We start from the raw sequence: 24,572 nt of genomic DNA on the forward strand, positions 1-24,572 counted from the left end.
ATTCTATTTTGTATCTTTTTGTATTACATCCATTTTTAAAATACTCAACAATCGCTCTAACGATGCATGATTCTCTTCTGAATGAATTGCATTGATAATTTTCTCTTTTTCCTTTTTTGTTAAGTGCCACGACAACGAAATTTTATCGTTAAAATTCTCGCGCAAATTGAATGTCACCACTTCAATAGGGTAATTCATCGAGCGAATTGCAGTAGAAAACAATTCATCTTGATTGAAATCTTGAACCCTTGGGAAGTTTCCATACATGTTTCCAAAAGGCAATAACAAACGATCAAATAATCCAATATTTTCGAATGTTTCACCGACTAAAGTCTTTTTTGTATCCCTAATTTTTAAGACAATTACTCCGCTGGTATTTTCTTTAATCCAATTTCTTAACGCAATTAAATACCTGACAGTTATTTTAGAACCATAATTATCTCTAATTCCTGCATCCATAACTTGCATCCCTGGATCTGTAGGCATCGTAATCATTGGCATAATGTATGGAAAAGTGGAACTCATTCTCAAGACAGAAGTAAAACTCACCTCTTTTGGATTATTCTTTTTAAAATATTTCAAATATTCAATATTCTCCATTTGTGGATTCAAACCAACCCTTTCATCTAATTTATCAGTGGCTTGCAAATAGCCGTGATGCTGGGAACTCACCAACAATCTTCGACCGTCATTTACAATAGTTGGTGTAAAGATCATCGTTGGAAATTCTCCAGATCGTTCATACGCTTCATATTCTCCTAAAGTTCTTGAAAACGCACCATCTAGATTCGAAACCAAAGCTTGTTCAAACGCATAACCTCTGTCTTTGCTGTATTTAAAATTATTGATTTCCACTTTTTGAAAACGGAAAAACATATCATTTGTAGAAATTGAAAAAGACAAACGATTCAGTAGATCTTTAGAAATATTGATCAGGTATTTTCCACTTGTTCGTGTGGTGATATCGTCTTCTTTTTCCATGATCATTAAATCACGGTAATATGCAGCGCCTACCATTCCACCAGAAGCTCCGGTAATCATTTGAATGTTTTTCATAAACTCTTTACCGGTTAAACTATCGAGTTCCTGCAATACTCTAAAAGTCCACATTGCGCTTCTTAACCCACCTCCACTGGTATTCAATAAAATTAATTTCGGTTTCTTCTTTCCAGTTTGCTTTTTCCAGTTTTCTAGTGTATTTATATAATTCGCATAATCTTTTTTAATCACTGAATCAGAATATTTCAAATCAATAAGCGATTGTTTGGTATAATCTACTAGTTTATCTTCTTCATAGGAAAGGCCGAAAGCGTAACTCTTAAATTGAAATAAATCTGTGACTGTGCTTAAGTAGTTCACTAAAAAGAATGCTGCTACAATAATTGGGTAGGTCCAAGATTTAAACCATGAAAAAAGCGCACTAATCAACATTATAATTATCGTCAAAATCATCATTACACTTACACTAGCAGGAACTTGGAAGAATTCATAATCTCTAAAAAAACCAATAGCAATGTAGGAAAGAACAAGTAAAATCTCAAAAACGGATGCATTAATATGATTTTGAGAAAAAACTTTATTGAGCACATTAATATCGTAATGAGAACTACTGCGCGATTGCATGAATTTAAATCTCGAACCAATATAATAGTAACGATCGACATTTTTTGCCATAAAAGGTTCATACCAAATTTGCTTTCTATGCAAAGTCGCCTGTACATTACTAGCATTTCTTTGAAATTCTTCAGATCGTTTACCTGTAATTGAAAAAAGGTCTTTATTCGTTGGGAAAAAATAAAGTAGAGAAAACAAAATAAAAAGTGTAATTCCCAATACTAATGATCCAATTAAGCCATAAACTTCATATTCACCAGCATATTCTTGTCCCTTTTGAAAGTAATACACCCGAAAGCACAGATTGACAACAAAAATTAACGGGAGTAAACTGTTGTTTAAAGAGAATTTATAAAATGGTCTGGAAAGCGTTGCAATAAATGGATACTTGGGTCCTATTTGGATATAGCTGTATATATGAAAAGCCATAATAAACCCGCCAATGCTGATTCCTAATATTAAAAATGCCAAGTAACTAGAAAGTCCGAGGTATTCTGGAGATAAAAATAAATAGGGTAATCCTATTCCAATTCCTATACTACTATTAATAATTCCAAAGAGCAAAATCCAATAAAATAGGACAATGAGATTATACTTTACCTGTGAAAACAGTAAGTTGATAGGGAAAAATGTACGTATTCCTTCTAGAAATTTTAGTACTTGCTTAATCATGTAGTTTTATATATAACAATATAGCACAAAGAATTTGATTAACCATGTACAATAATAAAATCACTTACTAAATAGGCCAAAGTTTTTCCAACGATGCGTTCTTCTTCATCCGTTTGTGGTGCTCCTTCTGGTAAATGCAAATAGGCAACTTTTTCATTTGTACCGAAAATACGTAAATATTGTCTTGCTGTTTCTATCGAAATTCCAACTGGTGAAGATGCAGAACTAGGCATTCGCGCAATTACATCTAAATCGAGTTCTATTCCTAAATAATTTTCTTGATTACTTTGTTCTTTCATTTTAGTCTTGAAGTCATCTAAATAATTGCGTTCCTCCATTAAATAAGATTCATTGAACGTGAACTTATGTCCATCTCGACGTAAATCATCGAGTGTACGTTGGCTGTTATAACGTTGATGTAATCCAAAAACATGGTAGTTTTTCAAATAACCTTCTTTGAAAGCATAAGAAAATGGATTTCCAGAATGCCTTCCTTCCAATAAACGATAATCTGCATGTGCATCAAGATTCACTACATCAATTGAATTCGAAAATCTATGCTTAGAAAAGCTAATCAAAGGAAACGCATTATTATGTCCTCCTCCTATTATTATTGGAATTTGATTTTCACTGATATGTGATTTTAATACCTCAAAAACGAAATCATCGAGCTCTTCAACAGTTTTAGAAAGATCATTTTCATCTTCTTGGTGTTGAATGACTTTTCCTAAAATCTGAATATTGTCTCCCACTAAGGATTCATTGGACTGCATAGCGTTAAAAACGCTTAAAAACGATTTGAATCCATTTTCAGCACCTGATCTACCACTATTTGCTTTTGGCCCAATACTCTCTTCAATTCCCAAAATAACATACTTAGGTTTTGGTGAATTGTTAATAACTTGACCCAACTTGGTTTCACCATCTCTCTTGGAAAAACACTTATATATATCGTCTTTATCGAATTTCAACAGCTCAAATGACTTGGAATTACTAAACATCTTTTTTAGATTTTTTAGAGTGCAATAATTTGACAAAATCATCAGGTGGAAGGACGGGCCTCATTGTCTTCTTGTCGACAAAAACCAACACTGTTTCCGCAGTTGCTAATAAACGATTTTCTTCATTCTTCACTTCATATTCAAAGTACAATCTTACCCCATTTAGGTCCACTATTTTTGTAGTGATACTTAACAAATCATCATACAAAGCAGGAGCAATATACTTCACACTAAAAGTGGAAACAGGAAGCATAAACCCTTTGTTTTCAATGTCTTTGTAAGACATCCCAAGATCTCTCATGGCCTCTACCCGACCTACTTCAAAGTATTGAGCGTAGTTTCCGTAGTAGCAATAGCCCATTTGATCAGTCTCTCCATATCTTACACGAAGTTGTGTAATTGCTGAATGTAAACAGTCGTTATTTTTACTCATTATTTTTTAACAATTGAAAGTTAATAATCAAAAAAAGATATGTATATTGTGAACGAATCAATCAATAGAAAAATACTACAAATCTGACTTAATTGTCGATTAAAATAGTAAAATTTTACGACGAAAACGATTATAAAATTTATATTTTTTTATTTGGTGTAGGTGTAAAAGTTTTGTAAAAGTCAATAGGGTTTTGATTTTTTTTTAAACTTTTTTATCCAAATATTTGCCCTTCGATAACGAGACATAAAAGTGATAAAATATCACTTACAATTATATTTATTTGCTATAAACGCGTTAAACTGATTAAATGAGCCAATTGCATGAACAAAAATGGGAAGCTTGTCTGAAAGTAATTAAAGACATCATTCCATTACAAGCTTTTAAAACTTGGTTTTCACCGATTGTTCCCGTGAAGTTAGATGGAGATGTATTAACAATTCAAGTTCCCTCTCATTTCTTTTACGAATGGTTAGAAGAGCATTACATTGGATTACTGAAAAAGGTAATCAAAAAGGAATTGGGTGCCAATGGAAGATTAGAATACAGTATTATTATGGAACGTAATACACCAAATTCTACTCCTTACACAGTGAAAATTCCAACATCAGGAGGTAGTTCTTTAAGAAATGCACCTGTTTCTGTTCCTTTAAAGGTTGGCGAAGATCAAATTCGTAATCCTTTCGTTATTCCAGGGTTAAAGAAAATTGAAGTTGAATCTAACTTAAATGCCGCTTATACTTTTGACAATTTCGTTGAAGGAGATTGTAACCGTTTGGCAAGATCTGCTGGTTATGCAGTAGCAAACAAACCAGGTGGAACAGCTTTTAATCCATTATTGATATATGGTGGAGTTGGTCTGGGTAAAACGCATTTGGCGAACGCAATTGGAATTGGTATTAAAGAACAGTTTCCGAACAAAACAGTTTTATATGTAAGTTCTGAAAAATTCGTTCACCAATTTATTGACTCTATAAAGAACAATACTTCAAATGATTTTGTACACTTCTATCAAATGATGGATGTATTAATTATTGATGATGTTCAATTCTTCTCTGGAAAAGAAAAAACGCAAGATGTATTTTTCCACATCTTTAATCACTTGCACCAAAACGGTAAGCAAATCATTTTAACGTCTGACAAGGCACCTGTTGATATCCAAGGAATGGAGCAACGTTTGTTGAGCAGAATGAAATGGGGATTATCTGCAGATTTACAAGCGCCAGAATTAGAAACGCGTATTGCTATTCTTGAAAAGAAAATGTACAGCAATGGTATAGAACTTTCGAAAGAAGTTGTTGAATACTTAGCTTACAGCATAAATACTAACGTTCGTGAAATCGAAGGAGCATTAAACTCATTGATTGCACAAGCATCGTTAAACAAAAAAGCGATTACTCTAGATTTAGCGAAGCAAATGATTGACAAATTCGTGAAGAACATCACCCGTGAAGTTTCTATCGAATACATTCAGAAAGTTGTTTGTGATTACTTTGACATTGAAATCGAAATCTTGAAATCTAAAACTAGAAAGAGAGAAATCGTTCAAGCCCGTCAAATTGCTATGTTCTTCTCTAAGAAAATGACAAAGTCTTCATTGGCTAATATTGGAGCACATTGTGGAGGAAAAGATCACGCAACTGTATTGCACGCTTGTAGAACGGTTAATAACCTATCAGAAACAGACAAGCAATTCAAAGCTTATTTGAATGATTTAGAAAAGAAATTATCGATGCAGTAAGCTGTATTGTTAAGATATAAAAAATGCCGAATGAGATTTTCATTCGGCATTTTTGTTTTATAAAGGTTTTTGGAAAAGCTTTTACTCTTCATAAAGTGAAAGTAAATACTCTTTTACAATTGCAGCTTCTTCAATAGTTTTAAGCGCATTTTTTCTTCCGTGTTGAATGTAAACTAAAACACCAAGATTTTCTTTTTCGTCCATCTCTGAAAGTTTCAACTCTTTATCTTTTGTGTTTTTAAATGTCAAAAATTGAAATTGATAAGTTTCTTTTTTTACATGAAGTCCTTCGTGCAATCTTATAGTAACAGGATCATCTATTCCAGGAATTTGAATTTTCTTAATTTTCCAGATATAGCGATGCTCCTTAAAATCTGAAAAAGTTAAAAGTAAAGACTCTTTTAATCTTGTTGATTCCTCTCCATACATCTGAAAATTATATCCTCCATAATCTTCTCCTCCTCGCGATTGTGTAATAGTCAAAGCATTTGGAGTGTGAAATTGTGCAAACGAGAATTCGGAAAAATTTAATATACCAAGAATTAAAAGTAGCTTTTTCATGCGTAATGTTTTTGATTTATTTAAGTTTTCGTTAAATATACACTTTTAACTACTTAACATCTATCACGCTAAGATATTTAACAATTGATTTTTTTGGATCTGATCTTCAATCACTTAATCCAGTTGTGTTTTTAGCGATGAATTGAGTTCTAAAAATATGTCTTTACTGCAAACTCAAATTGGTTAATAAAAATCTATTTTTAAGGCTCTACCTGAAATACTGTGGATAATCAATAGTAATCCTTCGAAAAATTAATAGTTCTACTACGAATTTAACTGTAACCTACACGAGTTGTATTTTAAAGTATTGGGTTACCAAGATAGGTCGTTAATTGAAGAATGTTTTTAATATGCCTTAACTTCATCTTAGCCCACGGAGTGGGTGACATGTTAATAAAAAAACGAATAACGTTTTTTAAAAAACCACAGAGTGGTGACACGTTATAAATACATCGCCAAATTCTCTTAAACAAAATAGAGTTTTCGCAAAATTGAAACACATTCACATGCCGCCACTCTGTGGCTTTATGCTATTACTGGGTAGCTAAAGCTACTAACATTTCACCACTCCTGTGGCGATTATACATAAGCCGAATCATAATCATCCATTTCAGAAAAGTATAATAGTTTTTCTGTTACTCGAGATAATTAGGAGTGATAATAAGTTTTTATAATGAATATGGGATTACAGTTAACGACTTATCTTGGTAACCAAATTAAAGTATTTATCAAAATCATAATTTCATTTTTACAGGTAAGCCTATGGTGGTCTGTATTTCAGTTGATTAGCCCATAAGTTGGTAGGCTACTAACAATAACCACTTAAATAACAGGAACTTATCAAATTAAGCGAAATGTAATTAAATAGAAAGTTTCCATTTAAATAAAAGTAGAACCAAATTAACATTCGTTTAGCTTCAATTAAAGCCATAGATTTTAAATCTACTCACACAAAATCATCTAGAACTATTTTTAAGCTCAAAATTTTATCATTTGTGGCTCAAAAAATTGCATATTTGAACTTGATTCTAATATAAAATGAGCTACTAATGAATTTTTTCTAAAATATTATTCATTTAAATCTTCTCTCACTCTAATATATTTCACAGTAGAAGTTTTCGGATCTGAGCTACCAGCACTTAATCCAATTGTGTTTTCATCAATGAATTGAACTTTAAAATCTTTAGATGTGTCTAAACCATAAACAGAAAATAAAGCACCTCCTATTTTCTTTTCGGTTAACTTAAATTCATAGTTGGAGATCTTGCTAATTTCAGAAATCCATGTATCCTCTTGCTCAGCAAATAGTTGAACGAATTTGTTTTCGTTTAGAGAAACGATTTTTCCTTTCAATTCTCCATTTTTATTTTTATCGATTTGAATTATAACACCATCAAACATAGGCCGACCTTGCAATTCCCAATTTCCTTCAAATTTATCGATGCTCACTTTCTTAAAGTCATCTCCATCACAGCTGGTAAATAGAAATGCAAGAAGTATTATAGTAGAGATAATTGCAGTCTTTGATCTTTTAATTGTATTCATAATTAGAAATTTAAAATGCTATAATTTCATAAAAATAGTAAATAGATGTCAATACAGCTGTTCAATTATTTGAATTGAAAAAGCATTATGCAAATTGTTGAATGTTGGATTTCTTAAATCACTCTATGTTTGAATGTTTGAATCCTTGAATCTTTAAATTCCAAAATCCTCAAACACAAAAAAGGACATCCGCAGACATCCTTTCAAATTCAAATCCATCAAAAATACTATCTAAAATTCTGATCTAATTCTGGAGAATTCCCTCCACCTTCACCTCCTGTTGGCCCTTGATACTCTGCATCACTAAATGCTAAAATTGGGAAGAAAATAATTGGCAATAAGATCAAACCTACTGTGAAACCTACATCCTTACCAAAAGATAAAGAAAGGTGATGATAAATTTTAATACCAATTACAATATTTACAATTGGAATAAACATAAGTAAAATCCACCAAATAGGTTTTCCAACAATTTCCAATAAAACAACAATATTATAAATTGGAACAATTGAAGCCCAACCTGGTTTTCCAGCTTTTGCATAAACAATCCAATAAGAAGCTATGCTTAGAACAAGAATACTAAGATAAATTATTGATAAGAAAACAATTAAAAGGACTCCCATAAAGTGCAGTGTTTAAAGATATACCTACTCGTATGGCTTTTCGGTATCGCCCTGTTTAGTTCAGTGGTTGCTGGTCTCCACTTTGAATTTATGAATATAGAGATAATTCTATAAACGGAAGTTTTTAATCCCAATATTCTTTATGGAGAAAACCCTTTTTCAACAAATACCTGCAATAGAAAAAGAATAAAACGGTTAACAAGAGCATCGATAAATCAACACTCGCCAACATAGATCCAAAAAACTCCCAACGATTCATGAATCCAAAAGTGTAAATTGATAATAATGTCATTGATACAGCAGATATAAATGATAATCCTACCGCCCATTTAGATTGTGCAAATTAGAACACAACCGCGATTGGAGAACTAAAAACATTGACTCCCCAAATTAATGATAAAACAGAAGAATAGTTTTTAAAATATACAAATAAATCACCCTCGGCATCTATTGAATTAATATAGTCTATGTTTTTAGTATGGATATTTATAAAATCATAAATTCCAATGGAATATGCTAGAAAAATTATAACTCCAAACAACCAGGTGCCAAGGTCTTTTCTTCATATTATAAAGATAATAATTTTAAATAGAGGCTTTCCTATCATTCGGCAAACCAATCAAAAACAAAAAAGGACACCCGAAGGCATCCTTTTCTCTAAATATTTCATCTATTTCAACTATTCAGCAAATTTATCAACAACTCCTTGAGTAACTCCAGTTGAGCTGAAACCTCCGTCGTGGAAAAGGTTTTGCATTGTTACGTATCTTGTGTAATCCGAAAACATAGAAACACAATATTCTGCACAAGCTTCTGCCGTAGCATTTCCTAATGGACTCATTTGATCACTAAAATTAATGAATTCATTAAATCCTTTAATTCCTTCTCCTGCGGTTGTAGCAGTTGGAGATTGAGAAATCGTATTTACTCTTACTTTATTTTTGATTCCATAATGGTAACCAAAACTACGTGAAATTGACTCCAATAGTGATTTAGCATCTGCCATGTCATTGTAATCAGGGAAAATTCTTTGCGCACCAATATAAGTCAATGCCAAAACAGATCCCCATTCGCTGATTGCATCTTTCTTCATAGAAATAGCCAAGACTTTGTGCAGTGAAGTAGCAGAAATATCTAAACTTTGGCTGTAGAATTTGTAATTTAATTCCGTGTAATGCTTTCCTTTACGCACGTTTGGCGACATTCCAATAGAATGTAAAATAAAGTCAATTTTACCTCCAAGAATCTCCATTGACTTTTCAATTAAATTCTCAAGATCTTCATCACTCGTTGCATCAGCAGGAATAATTTGACTATTTGTTTTTTCAGCCAACTTATTAATTTCTCCCATTCGCATAGCGATAGGCGCATTTGTTAAAACAAACTCTGCTCCTTCTGCGTGAGCCACTTCAGCGACTTTCCATGCGATTGATTTCTCGTTCAATGCACCGAAAATAATTCCGCGCTTTCCTTTTAGTATATTGTTAGCCATATTTAATTTCTTTGGTCACAAAAATAGAAAACTTCCTTAAATAGCGCTTCTAATCCCAATATTGATATGAATCAAATTGAAAAAGACTTTAAACTTATGAACCAAATTCATATCTTCGTGTTATACCTTCATAGCAATAAAAAATTACTAAAAGCATGTCTAAAAATAACTCCGACGAAAAGAACAACACTGAGTTTATCAATCCAGTAAATCCAGATCACATAACTGAAAATCCACATAATTTACCTTATCCTCACACGCAAGGAAGTGCTTTGGTAAAACCTGTGGACGAAGGGAAAGTAAAAGGTCGTGCCTTAAACGCAATGGAGCATCAAACGGACATGCAGCTAAAACAGCTTTATGATCAGATGAATCTTTTGGCAAGTCAAGCGAAAGGTTTACAAGATAGAAAAACTGTTTCAGAGAAGATTTATAATGCAGAAATGCGCTTCGAACCGTTGATTAATCATATTTATCACCTGTATCAAAAAGATAATAAAACATATTTGCTTTCATTGATTGCACCTGACCAATGGGGAAGATCTAAGAAAACGTTTGAGTTTGTGGCTACAGTTCAGTTACTGGCGGATCATACTTGGGATGTTTTGGAGAAGAGTGACCTGGAGATATAGATTTAGATTTAGAAGAATAACGCGGAGATTCGCAGAGGAGCGGAGATTCGCAGAGAAGAAAGAAAGAAAGAAATCATAAGCTTATTTTATAATCTTAATAAAGAATTTGGTATTTGAAATTTAATTATAAAATTTGGACTTCGGGTAAACTTAAAGGTTGCGCAGCTGTGCAACTGCAGCGCAGCCTTTAAGTTTACAACAGCACTTTAAAGCAAATCTATAAACTACTCACTTGTACATTTATAAACAAGAATTCCAATTCCTAAAACAACATACATCCAAAAATTGAAATTGCGGATTAAATCAAATATACTCAATCTGTTATTTTCTTTGTCTTGCTCGCTATTCTTCATGATTATTTATGATAAATCAGTTGGTCTTCAGATTTGGTATTTAATGATAAATTTTAGACTTCGAGTAAACTTAAAGGTTGCGCAGCAGTGCAACTGCAGCGCAGCCTTTAAGTTTACAACAGCACTTTAAAACAACTCTAGAAACTATTCACTTGGAAATTTATAAGCAAGAACCGCAATCCCTATAACAACATACATCGTTAACCATTAAAAATTAACCATTAATCATTATTTAAAACCTTACTCTCAACTGAACTCCTACTTCACTCTTCACATTTCCAGTAATTTCTTCAGATCCGCTGCTCAATGTTTCTTCTTGATTGTACACAAATGCAGCATAACGTACCCATAAATCGCATGTTTCATTGAAGAAAGTGTATCTCAACATTAAATACGCTCTACTTCCCTTATTGAAATAGGCTGGAATACTGAATACGTTTTCAAGGTTGTATTCATAAGCGTAAACTCTAGTATCGTAGCTGTCTGTATTGAAAATTGCATAACGCATTGAAACTTCAACTGGGAACTTTTTACTGCGGTACAATAAATCTTGCGTCAAGGCAAATCCTTCTTGTTTTCCAGAGCTTATTCTTTGATCTGTTACGTAATCAATTCTTGATCTCCATTTCCAACCTGAACCTAAATCTGCAGTTAGTCCAACTTGATATTTGCGTTGTTTATAATTTTCTATTGGACGAATATTCCCTGTATACTCACTAACATTAATCATTTTGTTCTTTTCTCGAACACGTAAATAGGTCTCAAAGCGTGTACTTGGGCGGTATTTTAATTGAGCGAGTACTTCTTGACCTTCACTTGGACTGTCTACTCTGAATTTTAACCACGGAGATTTAAAGAAGTCAACATAAGAGTTCAAACTCCATGCTTTATTCAATTTAAATGAACCACCTAAGTAGATTCCAGATTCATTATTGGTATTGCTTCCGTCTCCAAATCCTTGTGCATAAAACGTGTGGTAGTCTTTTGGATAGTTTCTATAAAGCGCAGTTATTGACGCCCTTCTTCCCATTGCAACTGTTGCTCCTTGTAAAATTGCAACTGCATTAGAACCTCTACTTTGTGCAACTTCACCATAAATACTAAGGCTTCTATAAATATAAGAGTAATCTGCACTTAAATTTGTCAACTCTTTTCCTGCAAATTGATACTTGTTTACCAAGCGATCTGCTCGTTCATAATACGCATCATAAGCTTGTTGGACAGCGGTTACTCCAATCTGAAAACTTCTGCTTTCATATTTTACATTTGCGCCGTAAACCATTTCCATTAAACTGTTCTTGCGTTCCAATTCAGATGTTGTTCGGTGATATCCTGACATATTGATTGAGGAAGCCATTCTCGCTTCTTCGGAATCCAAAGTATCCAACATTTCAACGGAACCATCGACTCCTTTGTAAGAAGCCCACGTTGTTAATGAAAAGTTTTTTATTCCTAACTCTACCCCAGCTCCACGCATAAATCTAGTTTCATCGGTCGAACTATAAGGTTTTAATCCTTTGGCGTTTTTTCTAGCTGAAGTTGCATCGGCTGTTTTACTGAATCCATAACCTGTCCACATCGCCAAACCTTGACCAAATTGAACTTGATAATCTCCAATCACAGCTTTTCTTATAAATTTACTTCCACTATAATAAGCATGAGCACTATAAAAATCGAATCCATTTGGTGATTTATCTCCAAATAATTGTTCACCTGGATCTTTTTCCATCGTGACTCCAATACTTAAATCAGTTTGGTGTGTATATCGAATTCTAGAATACAATTTGTTTGGATCGCCCCAATAGTACTTACTGCTTTCCTCCTTTTCTTCATCCGTGACATCGGCGTAACCCGATTTTTCTTCAATATTTCTCTGGTATCGGAAATACGCTTCTACTTTTCCTTCCTTTAAATATTTTTGAAGATTCCCTTTTTTCTTCTCTTCAACTTTGGAGACAAGAACAAAAGGTAAAATGTTTTCCAATGTAGGAATATCCCAATACTCGATTTCCTGAATTTCATAAATCGTATTAAAAGAACCTATCTCATCTCTCCTTGTCAACAAAGCATTGATCTGAAAATCATTAAGCAATAACAATTCCTGAAGTTCTTCTTTTGTTGCTGTGTTTAAGTTTAATGGATTGTCGTAGTAATTATTAAGTACGTCAAATAAATCCTCTAAAGAAAGTTCTTCCTCTTCCAAATCTTGCGCAATGAACTCGATTCTTTGCTGAATAATTTCATTTTTGGATTGTCCGAAAACAACTGCTCCAATTACTAAAAAGGATATTAAAATGAGATACTTCATTATTTTTTCGGTTTATAGAAATCAAAAATAAATGAAGCTGCAGGAGTCCAACCTAAGATTTGATTGTATTGAGAAGAAATATCTAATTTAAGTCTTTCATATTTTAAGCCGAATCCAAATGCGAAATCCATTGGTGCTCCTTGAACACCAGCGCGGATGTATAATAAATCAATAGGATGATATTCTATTCCTGCTCTTAATCGTGTATCAAAATTAATTTCTTGTTCGATTTCAGCAACAATCAATAATTCTTCAATAAGTTGGTAGGAAAGTCCCAGTCTAATAAGTGTTCCGTATCGATCATCTTTATAATCTGCAAGTCTAGTTCGACTAATATTTACGACAGAAAATCCGACATTCACTCTGTCATTAAGTTTTGCCAAAGCACCAAACTCGGCACTAACGCCATGTTTTACTCCATAAGCAGGATCTAAACGCGTTCCTAAATAATTAATTTGAACTCCAGCTGATATTTTTTCAGATAATTTCATGCTATAACCCAGTCCAGCTCTCGTTGTTCTATAGGTATCATAACCATAAAATTGTCCACCAGTAGAAATAACTCCAACTTTAAGTGGAACAGCAACTGCAAAGCTTTGTGTTTGTAATTCTTTTAAAGCATATCGACTTTCATAAGATATTCCAGCGCTTCCTTCTTCAATAAATCCTAATGCTCCAGGATTATGATGATAAGAAAAAGCATCAACCAAAGTCACACCATTGTTTGCCATTGCGCCGCTTCTAGCACCTTGTGACAACCAACCTTGTGCGCTAACAGTGAATGCACAAAGCATAGTTAAACCTCCAATGAGTAATGTTTTCATAATTCAATTTTATGAATAAGAAATTGTAAAAATGAAACGGTGATTGTTTACGTTCGTACTTTATTTCTTAAATAATATTTTCAAATATAAGGATATTCTAAACTTTGCAAAAACAAACCTTTCGCTGGGACAGAACAACCTGCTTCTCCTCTATCTTCTTTCGCTATAATTAACTTGACTTCCTCTGGAGGAATGTTCCCTTTTCCTACTTCCAATAATGTTCCAACAATCGCTCTTACCATGTTACGTAGGAATCTATTGGCACTAATTTCAAACCGCAATTGATCTCCAACAACCTTCCATTCTGCGTTATAAATATCACAGAAATTATTATTCACATCCGTGTGTAATTTTGAGAAAGAAGTAAAATCCTGTCGCCCTAACAAAAAGGCAGCAGCTTCATTCATTCTTTCAATGGATAATTCTGAAGGATAAAACCAACTGTCATTTTGATGAAAAGGCAATTTCTTTTGGTGAATGAAATAATGATAAGTCCGCTTGGTAGCGTCAAATCGTGCATGAGCCTTAGGTTCTACGTCAATAATATTACCAATAGCAATTGCTAAAGGAAGCATATTATTCAATTTATACTGTAACTGTTCGTTCGAGAAAACAGGTTCTAAATCCACATGAAAATACGCTTGTAAAGCATGAACTCCGGCATCAGTTCTACCGCAACCCACAATATCAATGGTTTGATTTCCAAACAACATAGATAATTTTTCTTCAATTACTCCTTGAATGGTTTTTACAACTGGCTGTTTTTGCCAACCAGAATAATCCGTTCCATCGTAAACACATTGAAAAAATAGACGTTTCTTCATGTTGTGAAAGTAGTAAAATTATAAGATAATCGGAAAGTAGTATTATTCAAAACAAGATATAAAATGACAACACAGTGAGTCCTGGTAATAGAAAAAGAGAGCTACATATTGTAAACTCTCTTTTAATAAACTCTTAATTTTGGGATTTTTAGATTTAAAGCTTTACAGTTAACCCTAAATTTAATATTGCCATACCATATCCTAACTCAGCAAAAGCACCAACTTTTTCATTAAAATAATATTTACCTCCGACATGAAAACCGTAAGCTATTCCACTTACTGAAGCAGGTTGTGGAGTAATAAATGGATTAGGACCTTCAATCTCAACCCTGGAATTTCCTATGATATAACCTAAAGTTGCACCACCATACACATCTATTTTATCGGTATTGTAAAAATGGTAACTACCTCTTAGCCCCAAAATGATGTAAGAATACTTGAAAATATACTTAGAAGCACCAAATGATACTTCCTCTTTAGATCCCATGTAGGATAAAACCCCACCTACACTAATCTTATCAGTAAAACCATGCTCGAAAGATGCGGAAATTGGAGGTAATGTCGTAGTTCCCGTTCTAAATGCTGATCCCAAACCTATTCCAATATTCAACATATTGTCTCCTTCATTGTAGGTTTGCGCTGATACTGTTCCACCTAAACCCAAAACGATTGCGATTGTTACTATAATTCTTTTCATAATTGTGTTTTTAATTGTTCAAAACAAAAATCATGACTTTAACACATTTATGAAATACGACATCTGACGTATATTCAGGAAATTTTGATTCCTTCCTTTTGAAATCTATAGTTTAATGTTTCTAAAATTATTTCAAGATAGCTTGAGCACCTATAAGTAATTCTTGGTGACTTACTGATTAGTTATTTACATTTCGAATTCCAGTTATAATTATAAATTTAAACTAGTTTTCATAGTTTTAAGTACATAAACACTCCTTTCAACACATGAAAGTTAATAGAAAATTGATTCTACGATTCTAACCCCATTAAAAGATGTTTACTTTTAACATTCAAAATATATCTCATGAAAGTTCATTTTATCGCCATTGGAGGAAGTGCTATGCACAATTTAGCTATTGCATTATCAAGAAAAGGATTCGTTGTGACGGGTTCTGATGATGAAATATTCGAACCGTCAAAAGGGCGATTGAAGAAAGAAGGAATTCTTCCTGAGCAGATTGGATGGAATGATGATTTTATTACTGCCGATTTAGACGCTGTAATTTTAGGAATGCATGCGAGAGCAGATAATCCTGAATTAGCAAAAGCAAAAGAATTAGGTTTACAAATCTTCTCTTATCCTGAATATATTTATGAGCAAGCGAAGAACAAGAAACGTGTTGTAATTGGTGGTTCACATGGAAAAACAACCATTACTTCAATGATTTTACATGCATTGCAAGTTTTGGATTTCCCGGTGGATTATATGGTCGGTGCACAATTGGAAGGTTATGATTGCATGGTGAAACTGACAGAAGACAACGATGTTATTATTCTTGAAGGAGATGAATATTTGAGTTCACCAATTGACAGAAGACCGAAATTTCATTTGTATAAACCACATGTTGCTTTAATTAGTGGAATTGCTTGGGATCATATTAACGTTTTCCCAACTTATGAAAACTACGTTGATCAATTTGATATTTTCTGTAATGTCATAAAAGACGATGGTATATTAGTTTATAATGAAGAAGATGCCGACACTGAAAAAGTCGCTTTAAAACAAATAGACAGATTGAAGATTGTGCCTTACTCAACTCCAAAATACGAGGTTAATGACGAAGGAACAATATTTCATTACGAGAATCAAAAGTTCCCATTAAAGATTTTTGGAGCACATAATTTACAGAATTTATACGGAGCATTAAATGTGGTAGCAGCATTAGGAATTGCACCAACAGACTTCTTAAATGCAATGAAAGGCTTTACAGGAGCTGGAAAAAGGCTGGAGAAAATTAGTGAAACACCAGAAAGAATAGTTTATAAAGACTTTGCACATTCGCCAAGTAAATTAAAAGCTACAACATCAGCGGTTAAAGAACAATATCCTGATAGAAAACTAGTGGCTTGTATGGAATTACATACTTTCTCGTCATTAAAAAAGGATTTCCTTCCACAATATAAAGACGCAATGAAAATGGCTGATAAAGCCTTGGTTTACTTCAGTCCGAATGTTGTAAAACACAAAAAACTAGATCCAATCACCAAAGAAGAGGTTTACGAAGCTTTCGGAAAGAACGTCCAAGTCGAAACTGAAACTGAAAAAGTTTTACAGTTTATTGAAGAAGAAAGTACTGATAACATGGTGCTTTTAATGATGAGTTCAGGGAATTTTGATGGGGTGGATTATAGTCAATTATAAAATAATTACGAGTTACGAATTATGAATTATTTAAAGGTCGCACAAGAGGATGAATTATAAATCCAAATTTTTCAATTCGTAATTCGTAATTAAAAAATTCGTAATTAACTACTGCTCTCGCGTAAACAAAAACTTATTAGGACTCACTAAATTAGCTTTCACAGCATACATAACAATTCCGGCAGTATTTTTCGTACCGAGTTTCGCCATTATATTTTTTCTATGTGTCGTAACAGTGTGTGGACTCAAACAAAGAATGTCCGCAATTTGGGAGTTGGTATTTCCTTCAGCGATGTATTTAATAATTTCTAATTCTCTTTCTGAAAGTAAAACTGGTTCACAAGAAAACTTTTCACTGTCCAAATGCTCTACATCAATTGAAGAACGACGAATACTGTCTAGGATTTGGCCACAAAAGAACTTATTTCCTCCAGCTGTTTCTCTGACAGAAGCAATAATCTCTGGAATATCGCAATCTTTTTTGATGTAACTCATTACACCAGATTTCAAAGCATCTAAAATTACAGATGGATTTTGTTCAGGAGTAATTGCAACGATTTTTAATCTTTTATTGATGTTTAAAGCTTTTGGAATAACATCAATTGAAAATCCAGGCGCAGTATAGTCTAATAAAGCCACATCAACCTCTAATGATTTCAATTGATCAAGGAATTGTTCACTCGAAACAGCCTCTCCAACGATATCTACAATAGAATCGGAAGCCAAGATTGACCGTAATCCTACGCGAACAATATCGTTGCTATCTGCTATTATGACTTTCATGAAAACAAAGGTAAGATATTTATCCTCTTAATTAGAATCATTTTAAATAAAAAATAATCAAAATAATATACTGTCTTTTAGTTCCATAAATATTGGTTGATTTTATAGGTTGATTAACCGTTATAAACGGCTATGGGGTTGATATGACAGGATTATAGTAAAATCTATTCTTAAAAAATATACAGAAATTCTAAAATACTTGACGAATATCAAAGATACGATAACCGTTATAAACGACTATGGGATTGATGTGACGGGTTTATTGGGATATTTATTCTTTGAAAGTCAGTAAGGAATTCAAGAACCTTCGATCATTTCAAAGATTCATTAACCGTTATAAACTGCTATCGGATTGGAATAAGTGGTGTCAGGAAAAATATTCTTTAAAAAACAACGAGTTTTCTAAATTCAAATAATTTCTCAATGGTGTATTAACAGTTATATAAATAAAAAAACTAAAGCTGTTTATTAGTTCAGAGAAAAACTATTACCTAATAAAGCTTTATTCACAAAAAAGTTAACGCAAAAATAAAGGGCTATCGAATAATCGATAGCCCTTTAGAGTACTTAAAGCAAATTATAATTAACCGATAACTTTTACGTTAACTGCGTTTAATCCTTTTCTTCCCTCTTCGATGTCGAACTCAACTTTATCGTCTTCACGAATTTCGTCGATTAATCCGTTCGCGTGAACGAAAACGTCATTTCCATCTTCCGGTACGATAAAACCGAATCCTTTCTCTGTGTTAAAAAACTTAACTGTTCCTTGTGGCATAATAAATATAATTAAAAATATAAAGCACAAAGATAGACCATCAATTCTGATTATGCAAGTAAAATCAAAACTTATTTCATAGAAAATCGATAATTTAACATATCACATCGATTAATATCATCACCAAAAAACCCTACCCCCCTTACTACGACTAACATATTAAGCGAAATATTGATTTTAAAATATTTAGAAAAAAAACATTAAAAAAACTCATCAGGTTCCTGATAGGATCCTAAAACACATTAAAATGAATAAATAAATGAAAGAACATGTGTTGTTTAAGCGAAATAAATAGGCCAAAAACACTTTGTTCTTCTTGTAACAGTTAAAACTTCTAATACCCATGGATATTATGCTTCAAAAAATGATAAAAACTTGTCCCTATTAGCTCTCCTGAGAATTTCACAGGAATATTTGAGATAAATGTCCTTTGAATAAATGGACGTTTCTAAACACTAAATGGGAACGGCATTAAAATCAATGCAACACTTAAACAGTATTACATTACAAAATTGGTGTAAATGAAGAATCATAAATTGATTAATGCGCTTAATTAACGCCTAACCTTTATATATGTTCTTCGGGTATCAAATAGCACTTCTAATGAGAAGGCTTTAAACTTTATTCAACTCGTCTATTATATCTTCATAACGGTATGAATTTATAACATCAGAACTTTGAAGGTAATTAAAATCATTGGAATAAATAAAGAAACAAGTCCCTTCTTTTATTTCATCGATTAATTCTGTTGCGTCGTCTTTAGGTAAAGCTGGACAACCATAACTTCTTCCCAGCACTCCCCCATTGCGTTCCAAGAACTCAGGAGTTGCATAATTTGCTCCATGAACAACAATTCCGCGTTCACGTGCTCGAGAATTTGCTTTTTCTAATCCATCCAAGCGCATCGCATAATCAAACTTCCCAGAATAAGTTTCCGCAGTTAAGAAAAACCCTAAACTACTTTGTAAACTTCCATTTGTATTGGAAAAACTTGTAGCCATTGCAGCTCCAGTATTTTTTCCATGCGAACACAAAGTCTTTTTAATGATCTCAAAAGTGTTCACGTTTATAATGTACATTCTTTCTTTTGAGGAATGTTGTGTAAAATCAACAATCGTTAAAACTCCCTCTTGCTTTAATATTCCTTTCTCTTTTAAAGCATAGTAACCTTTCAGTCCATTATAAAATGCTTCGTAAGTTAAAGTAGTGTCACCCAAACATTCATAATTGGAATAAACATATTGTTCCCAAAAATTAATTGCTGTAGGTTTACCTTTTACACTAATTATGTGCTCCTGATTATGAAAATCTAGATTTACATCATTGGTACTTACAGGAATGTTTTCAGTCGTAAAACTAAAAAATAAGACCATTACACTAAGCAGTGCAATAGTTTGAAGGGGTTTTTTATTTAGCATAGCGGAGCAAAATAATAAATTGTCACTACATTTGTGCACAAATTCGAATGCTATTTTCATGTATTCGACTAATGTCCCGATATTTATGACGAATCAAAAAGAGATAGAAAAAAGACGCACGTTTGGAATTATTGCTCACCCTGATGCTGGAAAGACTACGCTGACTGAAAAACTATTACTTTTTGGTGGGGCAATTCAGACTGCTGGAGCGGTAAAAAGCAACAAGATTAAAAAAACTGCGACTTCCGATTTTATGGAAATTGAGAAGCAACGTGGAATTTCTGTTGCAACTTCTGTTATGGCTTTTGACTATCGCGGTAAACACATAAATATTTTGGATACTCCTGGTCACAAGGATTTCGCTGAAGATACTTACCGTACTTTGACGGCTGTCGATAGTGTGATTTTGGTAATTGACAATGCCAGCGGTGTGGAAAGTCAAACCGAGAAACTCATGGAAGTTTGTCGCATGCGAAATACTCCAGTAATTGTGTTCATTAATAAAATGGACCGTTATGGAAAAGACGCGTTTGATGTTTTAGATGAAATTGAACAAAAATTAGGTATCGGCGTTCGTCCGCTTGCATGGCCAATTGGAATGGGAGACGATTTCAAAGGTGTTTATAATATGTATAAGCATGAATTAAGTTTATTCGATGCCAATAAGACAAATATTAGTGAGGAGTTAGTAAAATTCAATGATTTGTCGGATCCTGCTTTAGATGAAATCATAGGTGAAAAAGCGGCAAGAGAATTACGAGAAGAAGTTGAATTGGTAGATGGAGTTTATGATCCATTTAATCAAGAAGATTATTTAAGTGGGAAAATAGCTCCAGTATTCTTTGGAAGTGCAGTGAATAACTTTGGTGTTCGTGAATTATTGGAAGCTTTCGTTGAAATTTCTCCTTCTCCAAGAGGCAGAGATACTGATGCTGGTTTTGTTGAACCAAATGATCCTAAATTTTCAGGATTTGTATTTAAAATTCACGCCAATTTAGATCCTAATCACAGAGACAGAATTGCGTTTTTACGGATTGTTTCAGGAAAATTTGAAAGAAACACTTTCTACAAGCACATTCGTAACAATAAGAAAATGAAATTTGCGAATCCTACTTCTTTTATGGCGCAAGAAAAGAGTATTGTCGATGAGGCATATCCGGGAGATGTAATTGGATTATATGATTCAAGTAACTTTAAAATTGGTGACACACTTACCGAAGGAAAAGACTTCAATTTTGTAGGTATTCCATCATTCTCGCCAGAATTCTTCCAAGAATTACGTAATGACGATCCAATGAAATCTAAACAATTAGAGAAAGGAATTCGTCAATTAATGGATGAAGGAGTGGCTCAAATGTTTATTCAAGAACCAGGAAGTAGAAAAATTGTGGGTACAGTTGGACAACTTCAATTTGAGGTTATTCTTTACCGTTTACTGCATGAATATGGAGCAAAATGTTCATTCACCCCAATGAATTACCACAAAGCATGCTGGATTACTTCAGACAAACCTGAAGAAATTGAGAAATTCATGAGAGCAAAAGTGGGAAGTATAGCGAAAGATAAAGACGAAAACTATGTATTCTTAGCGGAAACTTCATTCTTGTTAGAAATGGCGGAAAGAGATTATCCAGAGATTACTTTCCATAAGACGAGTGAATTCAAAGTAAAATAATGGTTAATGTTTAATTATTAATGGTTAACGTGTTGGTGGTAAGGAGTTTTGGTGGTTAGTTTGGAGATAATTATTAGTGTTAAACGGGTTGATAATAGTAAGCTGATATAATTTTTATGTTTTGAAAATTCATGAAACTTTACGACAATTTGAAAAATAATTTTTGGTTTCCCTCTTTGGAGAGGGATTAAGGGAGAGGACTATTGTAATTAATAAACCTTCAACATAAATCAATTTTACACAAATCTCAGTCAATTCACAAAGCACACATTATCAATCGACTGAGGCAAAACCTTGAAAATTAGTAGTTGTCTTTATTAGAATCAATGCCGGTTTCAAATTCGTAATTTCCACATTCGTAATTCGTAATTGATTACTCCAGTCTCATCAGAAAGTTTCCATTCATGCTGTGGTATAAATTGGCAATATGCAGCTTTCCTTTGTACACTCCGATTTCACCAATTTTCTCTGTAACAGTATTCGGTAATCCTATCCAATTGCCGTTCTTCCATTTGATGATATTTCTTGAATTCATGGATGGAGTTCCAGAAAAATCTCCTCCTACGAATAATTGTTTTCCATACACGAAAAGTCTATGTACTCCACTTGAACCACCAACAAGCCCTTTTTGCATCGACTCCCATTCCGAACCATTCCAAATCGCAACATAAGAGCGATCAGAATTTCCATCAGCTTCAGTAAATTTACCCCCAACGACTAGATTTCCATCAAGAACTGCAAGATCACGCACAGCTTTATTCACTCCACCTCCCAGTGCAACCCATTCACTTCCATCCCATTTTGCTATATTGTTTAAAATAGTTCCATTTGAAGAAGTAAACTCACCAGCACAATACAATTCTCCCTTGTATTCAATAAGAGCATTAATTCTCACATTACTGGAATGCTCAAAATCGATAAAATTTATATTTCCAGAAATGGACCTTACATAAGGTGATGTTCCAACTCCTATGATTTTATCTGTTCCGTATCCGGCAAGGGCTGTGGGTTGAGTTCCGTATCCACCAGATACAGGATCCCAACTGTTGTATGGCAAGCTATTTATCTGATCAATTTTAAATTCCCACAATCCATTGCCGTCCCAATATCCCATCGAATAAACTTTACCATCTATGACCTCTATATCTTCCAAACCTAGTCCGCTCGGCCAGTAATGCAGCCCATGTCTAACTAAATTAGTATCTCCAGTAAGATGACCAGATAAAAAATATGTTCCTTGATCGATATAATCGAAAAAAGTAAGCACCATATTTCCGTCTACCGTCCCAATTCCTTCAATTACTTTATCTGAAAAATAAACTTCTTGAATCTTCTTCCAAGAGGAACCTGAAAGATCAACAAAAGTTTCACCAACTGGTAAATTAGGGACATTTTGATCAATAATTTTTAGCTTTTCCTTTTTACAAGATGAAAAACCAATTAATCCAACAATTATTATAAATAGTAATGCTATATTTTTCATGCTTATCAATTATGGTTTATGCTTAAAACCTTCATTTACTTCCTATTTTCAACCAATAGCTTACAAAAATAATCAAACCACAGCCTTTATACAACCTTCACCCGATTTTCAACCCTTTTGGGTCAATTCAATTGTAATTATTTCACTTTTAGAAAAACGTCATACACACCTCCTTCCTTTCAAGGATATCAAAGAATCAGTAAATTATCAATTAATTTTCGTTCCATTCTCAACTCCTCTTTCTGGTTCAATTAAAACCACCTTCCCTTCGCCTTCTACTCCGCCAAGTACAAGACATTCGCTCATTATATTAGCAATCTGTTTTGGTGGAAAATTCATTACAGCGATGATTTGCTTTCCGATGAGTTCTTCAGGTTGGTATAATTTGGTGATTTGAGCGGAAGTTTTACGAATTCCGAATTCTCCAAAGTCAATGGTCATTTTGTAGGCTGGATTTCTTACTTCTTCGAAGTTTTCAGCGGTAAGAATCGTTCCTATGCGCATTTCAATTTTCTCAAAGTCTTTCCAATCTATATTCATAACTAAAATGTTTTCTGATTCTGCTAATCTATTAATTAGTAATGAGAATATTGAAGAAATAGCATATTAGGTTTTGGAAGGACTCAAATAGCACGCTGTAATGGCACGCGGATGATACGGATGCAAGCAGCGCGGATTTAAAGCGGATTTTTTATTTATCTGCGATAGATTGGAAACTCAGAAAATTAGTGACAAATTAGCGTCAATCACATGCTATTATAGCATATCATCCCAGTGTGAAGTTGAAGAAATCATAAAATGATTCGGAACACTACATGTATTAAAATTTATTTACTGAAACTTTGAGCTAACTCAACATTTTGTGTATCTTAGTTAGACGTCAAAATCTAAATCAAAAGCAATATGTACTTAATGCACAAAAACTTAACTAATCAGATAATTAAAACTTTTTATGATGTTTACAACGAACTTGGACACGGATTCCTTGAAAATGTATATCAAAATGCTCTATATCTTGAATTAAAAAACAGAGGCTTTTATGTCGAAGCACAAAAACAAATTAAAGTTTATTACAAGAACACTCAAGTCGGAGTGTATTATGCTGATTTAATAATAGATGAAGTAATTATACTAGAATTAAAAGCAGCTGAAGTAATTGTAAAGGAATTTGAATTCCAACTATTAAATTACTTAAAAGCCACTGAAATTGAGGTTGGTCTTTTATTGAATTTTGGTATTAAACCAGAGTTTAAGAGAAAAGTTTTTACTAATAAAAGAAATTTAGAATCGAGTTTGGAATAAATAGAACATTAAATAAGGAGTTTCGGAGCAAAAACGAATTCAAAAAAATCCGCTTTAATCAGCGGTCGGAGATCAGCGTCATCCGCGTGCCAATACAGCGCAAACACAACGCAAACTAAGCTTATCAACAAAT

The 24,572-nt window shown here is 33.2% G+C and carries 22 protein-coding genes; 5 read left to right on the top strand and 17 right to left on the bottom strand.

Going from position 1 to position 24,572, the window contains the following annotated elements; all coding sequences use genetic code 11:
* Positions 1-3: 3 nt before the first annotated feature.
* From ERX46_RS05165 to ERX46_RS05175, 3 genes are read right to left on the bottom strand one after another with little or no spacing between them, the layout of a single operon-like run.
* On the bottom strand, positions 4-2,286 hold the full coding sequence (locus tag ERX46_RS05165; protein ID WP_130092774.1) for a patatin-like phospholipase family protein: 2,283 nt from the start codon (positions 2,284-2,286) through the stop codon (positions 4-6).
* Positions 2,287-2,324: 38 nt separating this feature from the next.
* Positions 2,325-3,287, bottom strand: coding sequence for a formimidoylglutamase (locus tag ERX46_RS05170; protein WP_165366156.1), 963 nt, complete (start codon positions 3,285-3,287; stop codon positions 2,325-2,327).
* The gene (locus ERX46_RS05175; RefSeq protein WP_130092776.1) at positions 3,280-3,720 is read right to left on the bottom strand and encodes an acyl-CoA thioesterase; all 441 of its coding nucleotides are present in this window, start codon (positions 3,718-3,720) and stop codon (positions 3,280-3,282) included. The genes ERX46_RS05170 and ERX46_RS05175 overlap by 8 nt, the downstream gene beginning before the upstream one ends.
* A gap of 310 nt (positions 3,721-4,030) precedes the next feature.
* On the opposite strand from ERX46_RS05175, the gene dnaA reads away from it, so the two are divergent.
* The gene (dnaA, locus tag ERX46_RS05180; protein WP_130092777.1) at positions 4,031-5,461 is read left to right on the top strand and encodes a chromosomal replication initiator protein DnaA; all 1,431 of its coding nucleotides are present in this window, start codon (positions 4,031-4,033) and stop codon (positions 5,459-5,461) included.
* 81 nt (positions 5,462-5,542) lie between these two features.
* Here the strand turns inward: dnaA and ERX46_RS05185 are convergent, their stop codons facing one another.
* The 4 genes from ERX46_RS05185 to ERX46_RS05200 all read right to left on the bottom strand — a co-directional run bounded on the left by ERX46_RS05185 (position 5,543) and on the right by ERX46_RS05200 (position 9,682).
* Entirely contained in the window at positions 5,543-6,022 is a 480-nt protein-coding gene (locus ERX46_RS05185) for a hypothetical protein (RefSeq protein ID WP_130092778.1), read from the bottom strand.
* A 1,068-nt stretch (positions 6,023-7,090) separates the two neighbouring features.
* Positions 7,091-7,567: a hypothetical protein gene (locus ERX46_RS05190; protein WP_130092779.1), complete on the bottom strand. Its 477-nt coding sequence runs from the start codon at positions 7,565-7,567 to the stop codon at positions 7,091-7,093.
* Positions 7,568-7,794: 227 nt separating this feature from the next.
* Positions 7,795-8,190, bottom strand: a complete 396-nt coding sequence (locus tag ERX46_RS05195; protein WP_130092780.1) for a DUF5684 domain-containing protein — start codon at positions 8,188-8,190, stop codon at positions 7,795-7,797.
* A 679-nt stretch (positions 8,191-8,869) separates the two neighbouring features.
* On the bottom strand, positions 8,870-9,682 hold the full coding sequence (locus ERX46_RS05200) for an enoyl-ACP reductase FabI (RefSeq protein ID WP_130092781.1): 813 nt from the start codon (positions 9,680-9,682) through the stop codon (positions 8,870-8,872).
* Between the two features lie 155 nt (positions 9,683-9,837).
* Between ERX46_RS05200 and ERX46_RS05205 the strand changes: the two genes are divergently transcribed.
* The gene (locus ERX46_RS05205; protein WP_130092782.1) at positions 9,838-10,314 is read left to right on the top strand and encodes a DUF2452 domain-containing protein; all 477 of its coding nucleotides are present in this window, start codon (positions 9,838-9,840) and stop codon (positions 10,312-10,314) included.
* A 224-nt stretch (positions 10,315-10,538) separates the two neighbouring features.
* Here the strand turns inward: ERX46_RS05205 and ERX46_RS17770 are convergent, their stop codons facing one another.
* The 5 genes from ERX46_RS17770 to ERX46_RS05225 form a co-directional block, all read right to left on the bottom strand.
* Positions 10,539-10,667: a hypothetical protein gene (locus tag ERX46_RS17770; protein WP_262708081.1), complete on the bottom strand. Its 129-nt coding sequence runs from the start codon at positions 10,665-10,667 to the stop codon at positions 10,539-10,541.
* 232 nt (positions 10,668-10,899) lie between these two features.
* On the bottom strand, positions 10,900-12,975 hold the full coding sequence (locus ERX46_RS05210; protein ID WP_130092783.1) for a helix-hairpin-helix domain-containing protein: 2,076 nt from the start codon (positions 12,973-12,975) through the stop codon (positions 10,900-10,902).
* Positions 12,975-13,799 (bottom strand): PorV/PorQ family protein, encoded by an 825-nt coding sequence (locus tag ERX46_RS05215; protein WP_130092784.1) that lies wholly within the window; start codon positions 13,797-13,799, stop codon positions 12,975-12,977. The genes ERX46_RS05210 and ERX46_RS05215 overlap by 1 nt, the downstream gene beginning before the upstream one ends.
* 80 nt (positions 13,800-13,879) lie before the next feature.
* Positions 13,880-14,623, bottom strand: coding sequence for a tRNA pseudouridine(38-40) synthase TruA (gene truA, locus ERX46_RS05220; protein WP_130092785.1), 744 nt, complete (start codon positions 14,621-14,623; stop codon positions 13,880-13,882).
* 154 nt (positions 14,624-14,777) lie between these two features.
* Positions 14,778-15,320, bottom strand: a complete 543-nt coding sequence (locus ERX46_RS05225) for an outer membrane beta-barrel protein (RefSeq protein ID WP_130092786.1) — start codon at positions 15,318-15,320, stop codon at positions 14,778-14,780.
* Positions 15,321-15,665: 345 nt separating this feature from the next.
* Between ERX46_RS05225 and ERX46_RS05230 the strand changes: the two genes are divergently transcribed.
* Entirely contained in the window at positions 15,666-17,003 is a 1,338-nt protein-coding gene (locus ERX46_RS05230) for a UDP-N-acetylmuramate--L-alanine ligase (protein ID WP_130092787.1), read from the top strand.
* A 108-nt stretch (positions 17,004-17,111) separates the two neighbouring features.
* Here ERX46_RS05230 and ERX46_RS05235 read toward each other — a convergent pair whose 3' ends face one another.
* From ERX46_RS05235 to ERX46_RS05245, 3 genes are all read right to left on the bottom strand, one after another.
* A complete protein-coding gene (locus tag ERX46_RS05235; RefSeq protein ID WP_130092788.1) occupies positions 17,112-17,786 on the bottom strand; it encodes a response regulator transcription factor in 675 nt (224 codons plus the stop codon).
* 583 nt (positions 17,787-18,369) lie between these two features.
* The gene (locus tag ERX46_RS05240) at positions 18,370-18,561 is read right to left on the bottom strand and encodes a cold-shock protein (protein WP_107038051.1); all 192 of its coding nucleotides are present in this window, start codon (positions 18,559-18,561) and stop codon (positions 18,370-18,372) included.
* A gap of 614 nt (positions 18,562-19,175) precedes the next feature.
* On the bottom strand, positions 19,176-19,979 hold the full coding sequence (locus ERX46_RS05245) for a murein L,D-transpeptidase catalytic domain family protein (RefSeq protein WP_165366157.1): 804 nt from the start codon (positions 19,977-19,979) through the stop codon (positions 19,176-19,178).
* Positions 19,980-20,064: 85 nt separating this feature from the next.
* Here ERX46_RS05245 and ERX46_RS05250 point away from each other — a divergent pair, with 85 nt between their 5' ends.
* Positions 20,065-21,654, top strand: a complete 1,590-nt coding sequence (locus ERX46_RS05250) for a peptide chain release factor 3 (RefSeq protein ID WP_130093193.1) — start codon at positions 20,065-20,067, stop codon at positions 21,652-21,654.
* Between the two features lie 373 nt (positions 21,655-22,027).
* On the opposite strand, the gene ERX46_RS05255 is transcribed toward ERX46_RS05250, so the two are convergent.
* Both ERX46_RS05255 and ERX46_RS05260 read right to left on the bottom strand, forming a co-directional pair.
* Positions 22,028-23,137: a hypothetical protein gene (locus ERX46_RS05255; protein WP_130092790.1), complete on the bottom strand. Its 1,110-nt coding sequence runs from the start codon at positions 23,135-23,137 to the stop codon at positions 22,028-22,030.
* A gap of 207 nt (positions 23,138-23,344) precedes the next feature.
* On the bottom strand, positions 23,345-23,677 hold the full coding sequence (locus tag ERX46_RS05260) for a tRNA-binding protein (protein ID WP_130092791.1): 333 nt from the start codon (positions 23,675-23,677) through the stop codon (positions 23,345-23,347).
* Between the two features lie 372 nt (positions 23,678-24,049).
* Between ERX46_RS05260 and ERX46_RS05265 the strand changes: the two genes are divergently transcribed.
* Complete coding sequence (locus tag ERX46_RS05265) at positions 24,050-24,439, top strand: GxxExxY protein (RefSeq protein WP_242494534.1); 390 nt, start codon at positions 24,050-24,052, stop codon at positions 24,437-24,439.
* Positions 24,440-24,572: the final 133 nt, after the last annotated feature.

Source organism: Brumimicrobium glaciale, assembly GCF_004152935.1.
In the GTDB taxonomy this organism is placed as follows: Bacteria; Bacteroidota; Bacteroidia; order Flavobacteriales_D; family Crocinitomicaceae; genus Brumimicrobium; species Brumimicrobium glaciale.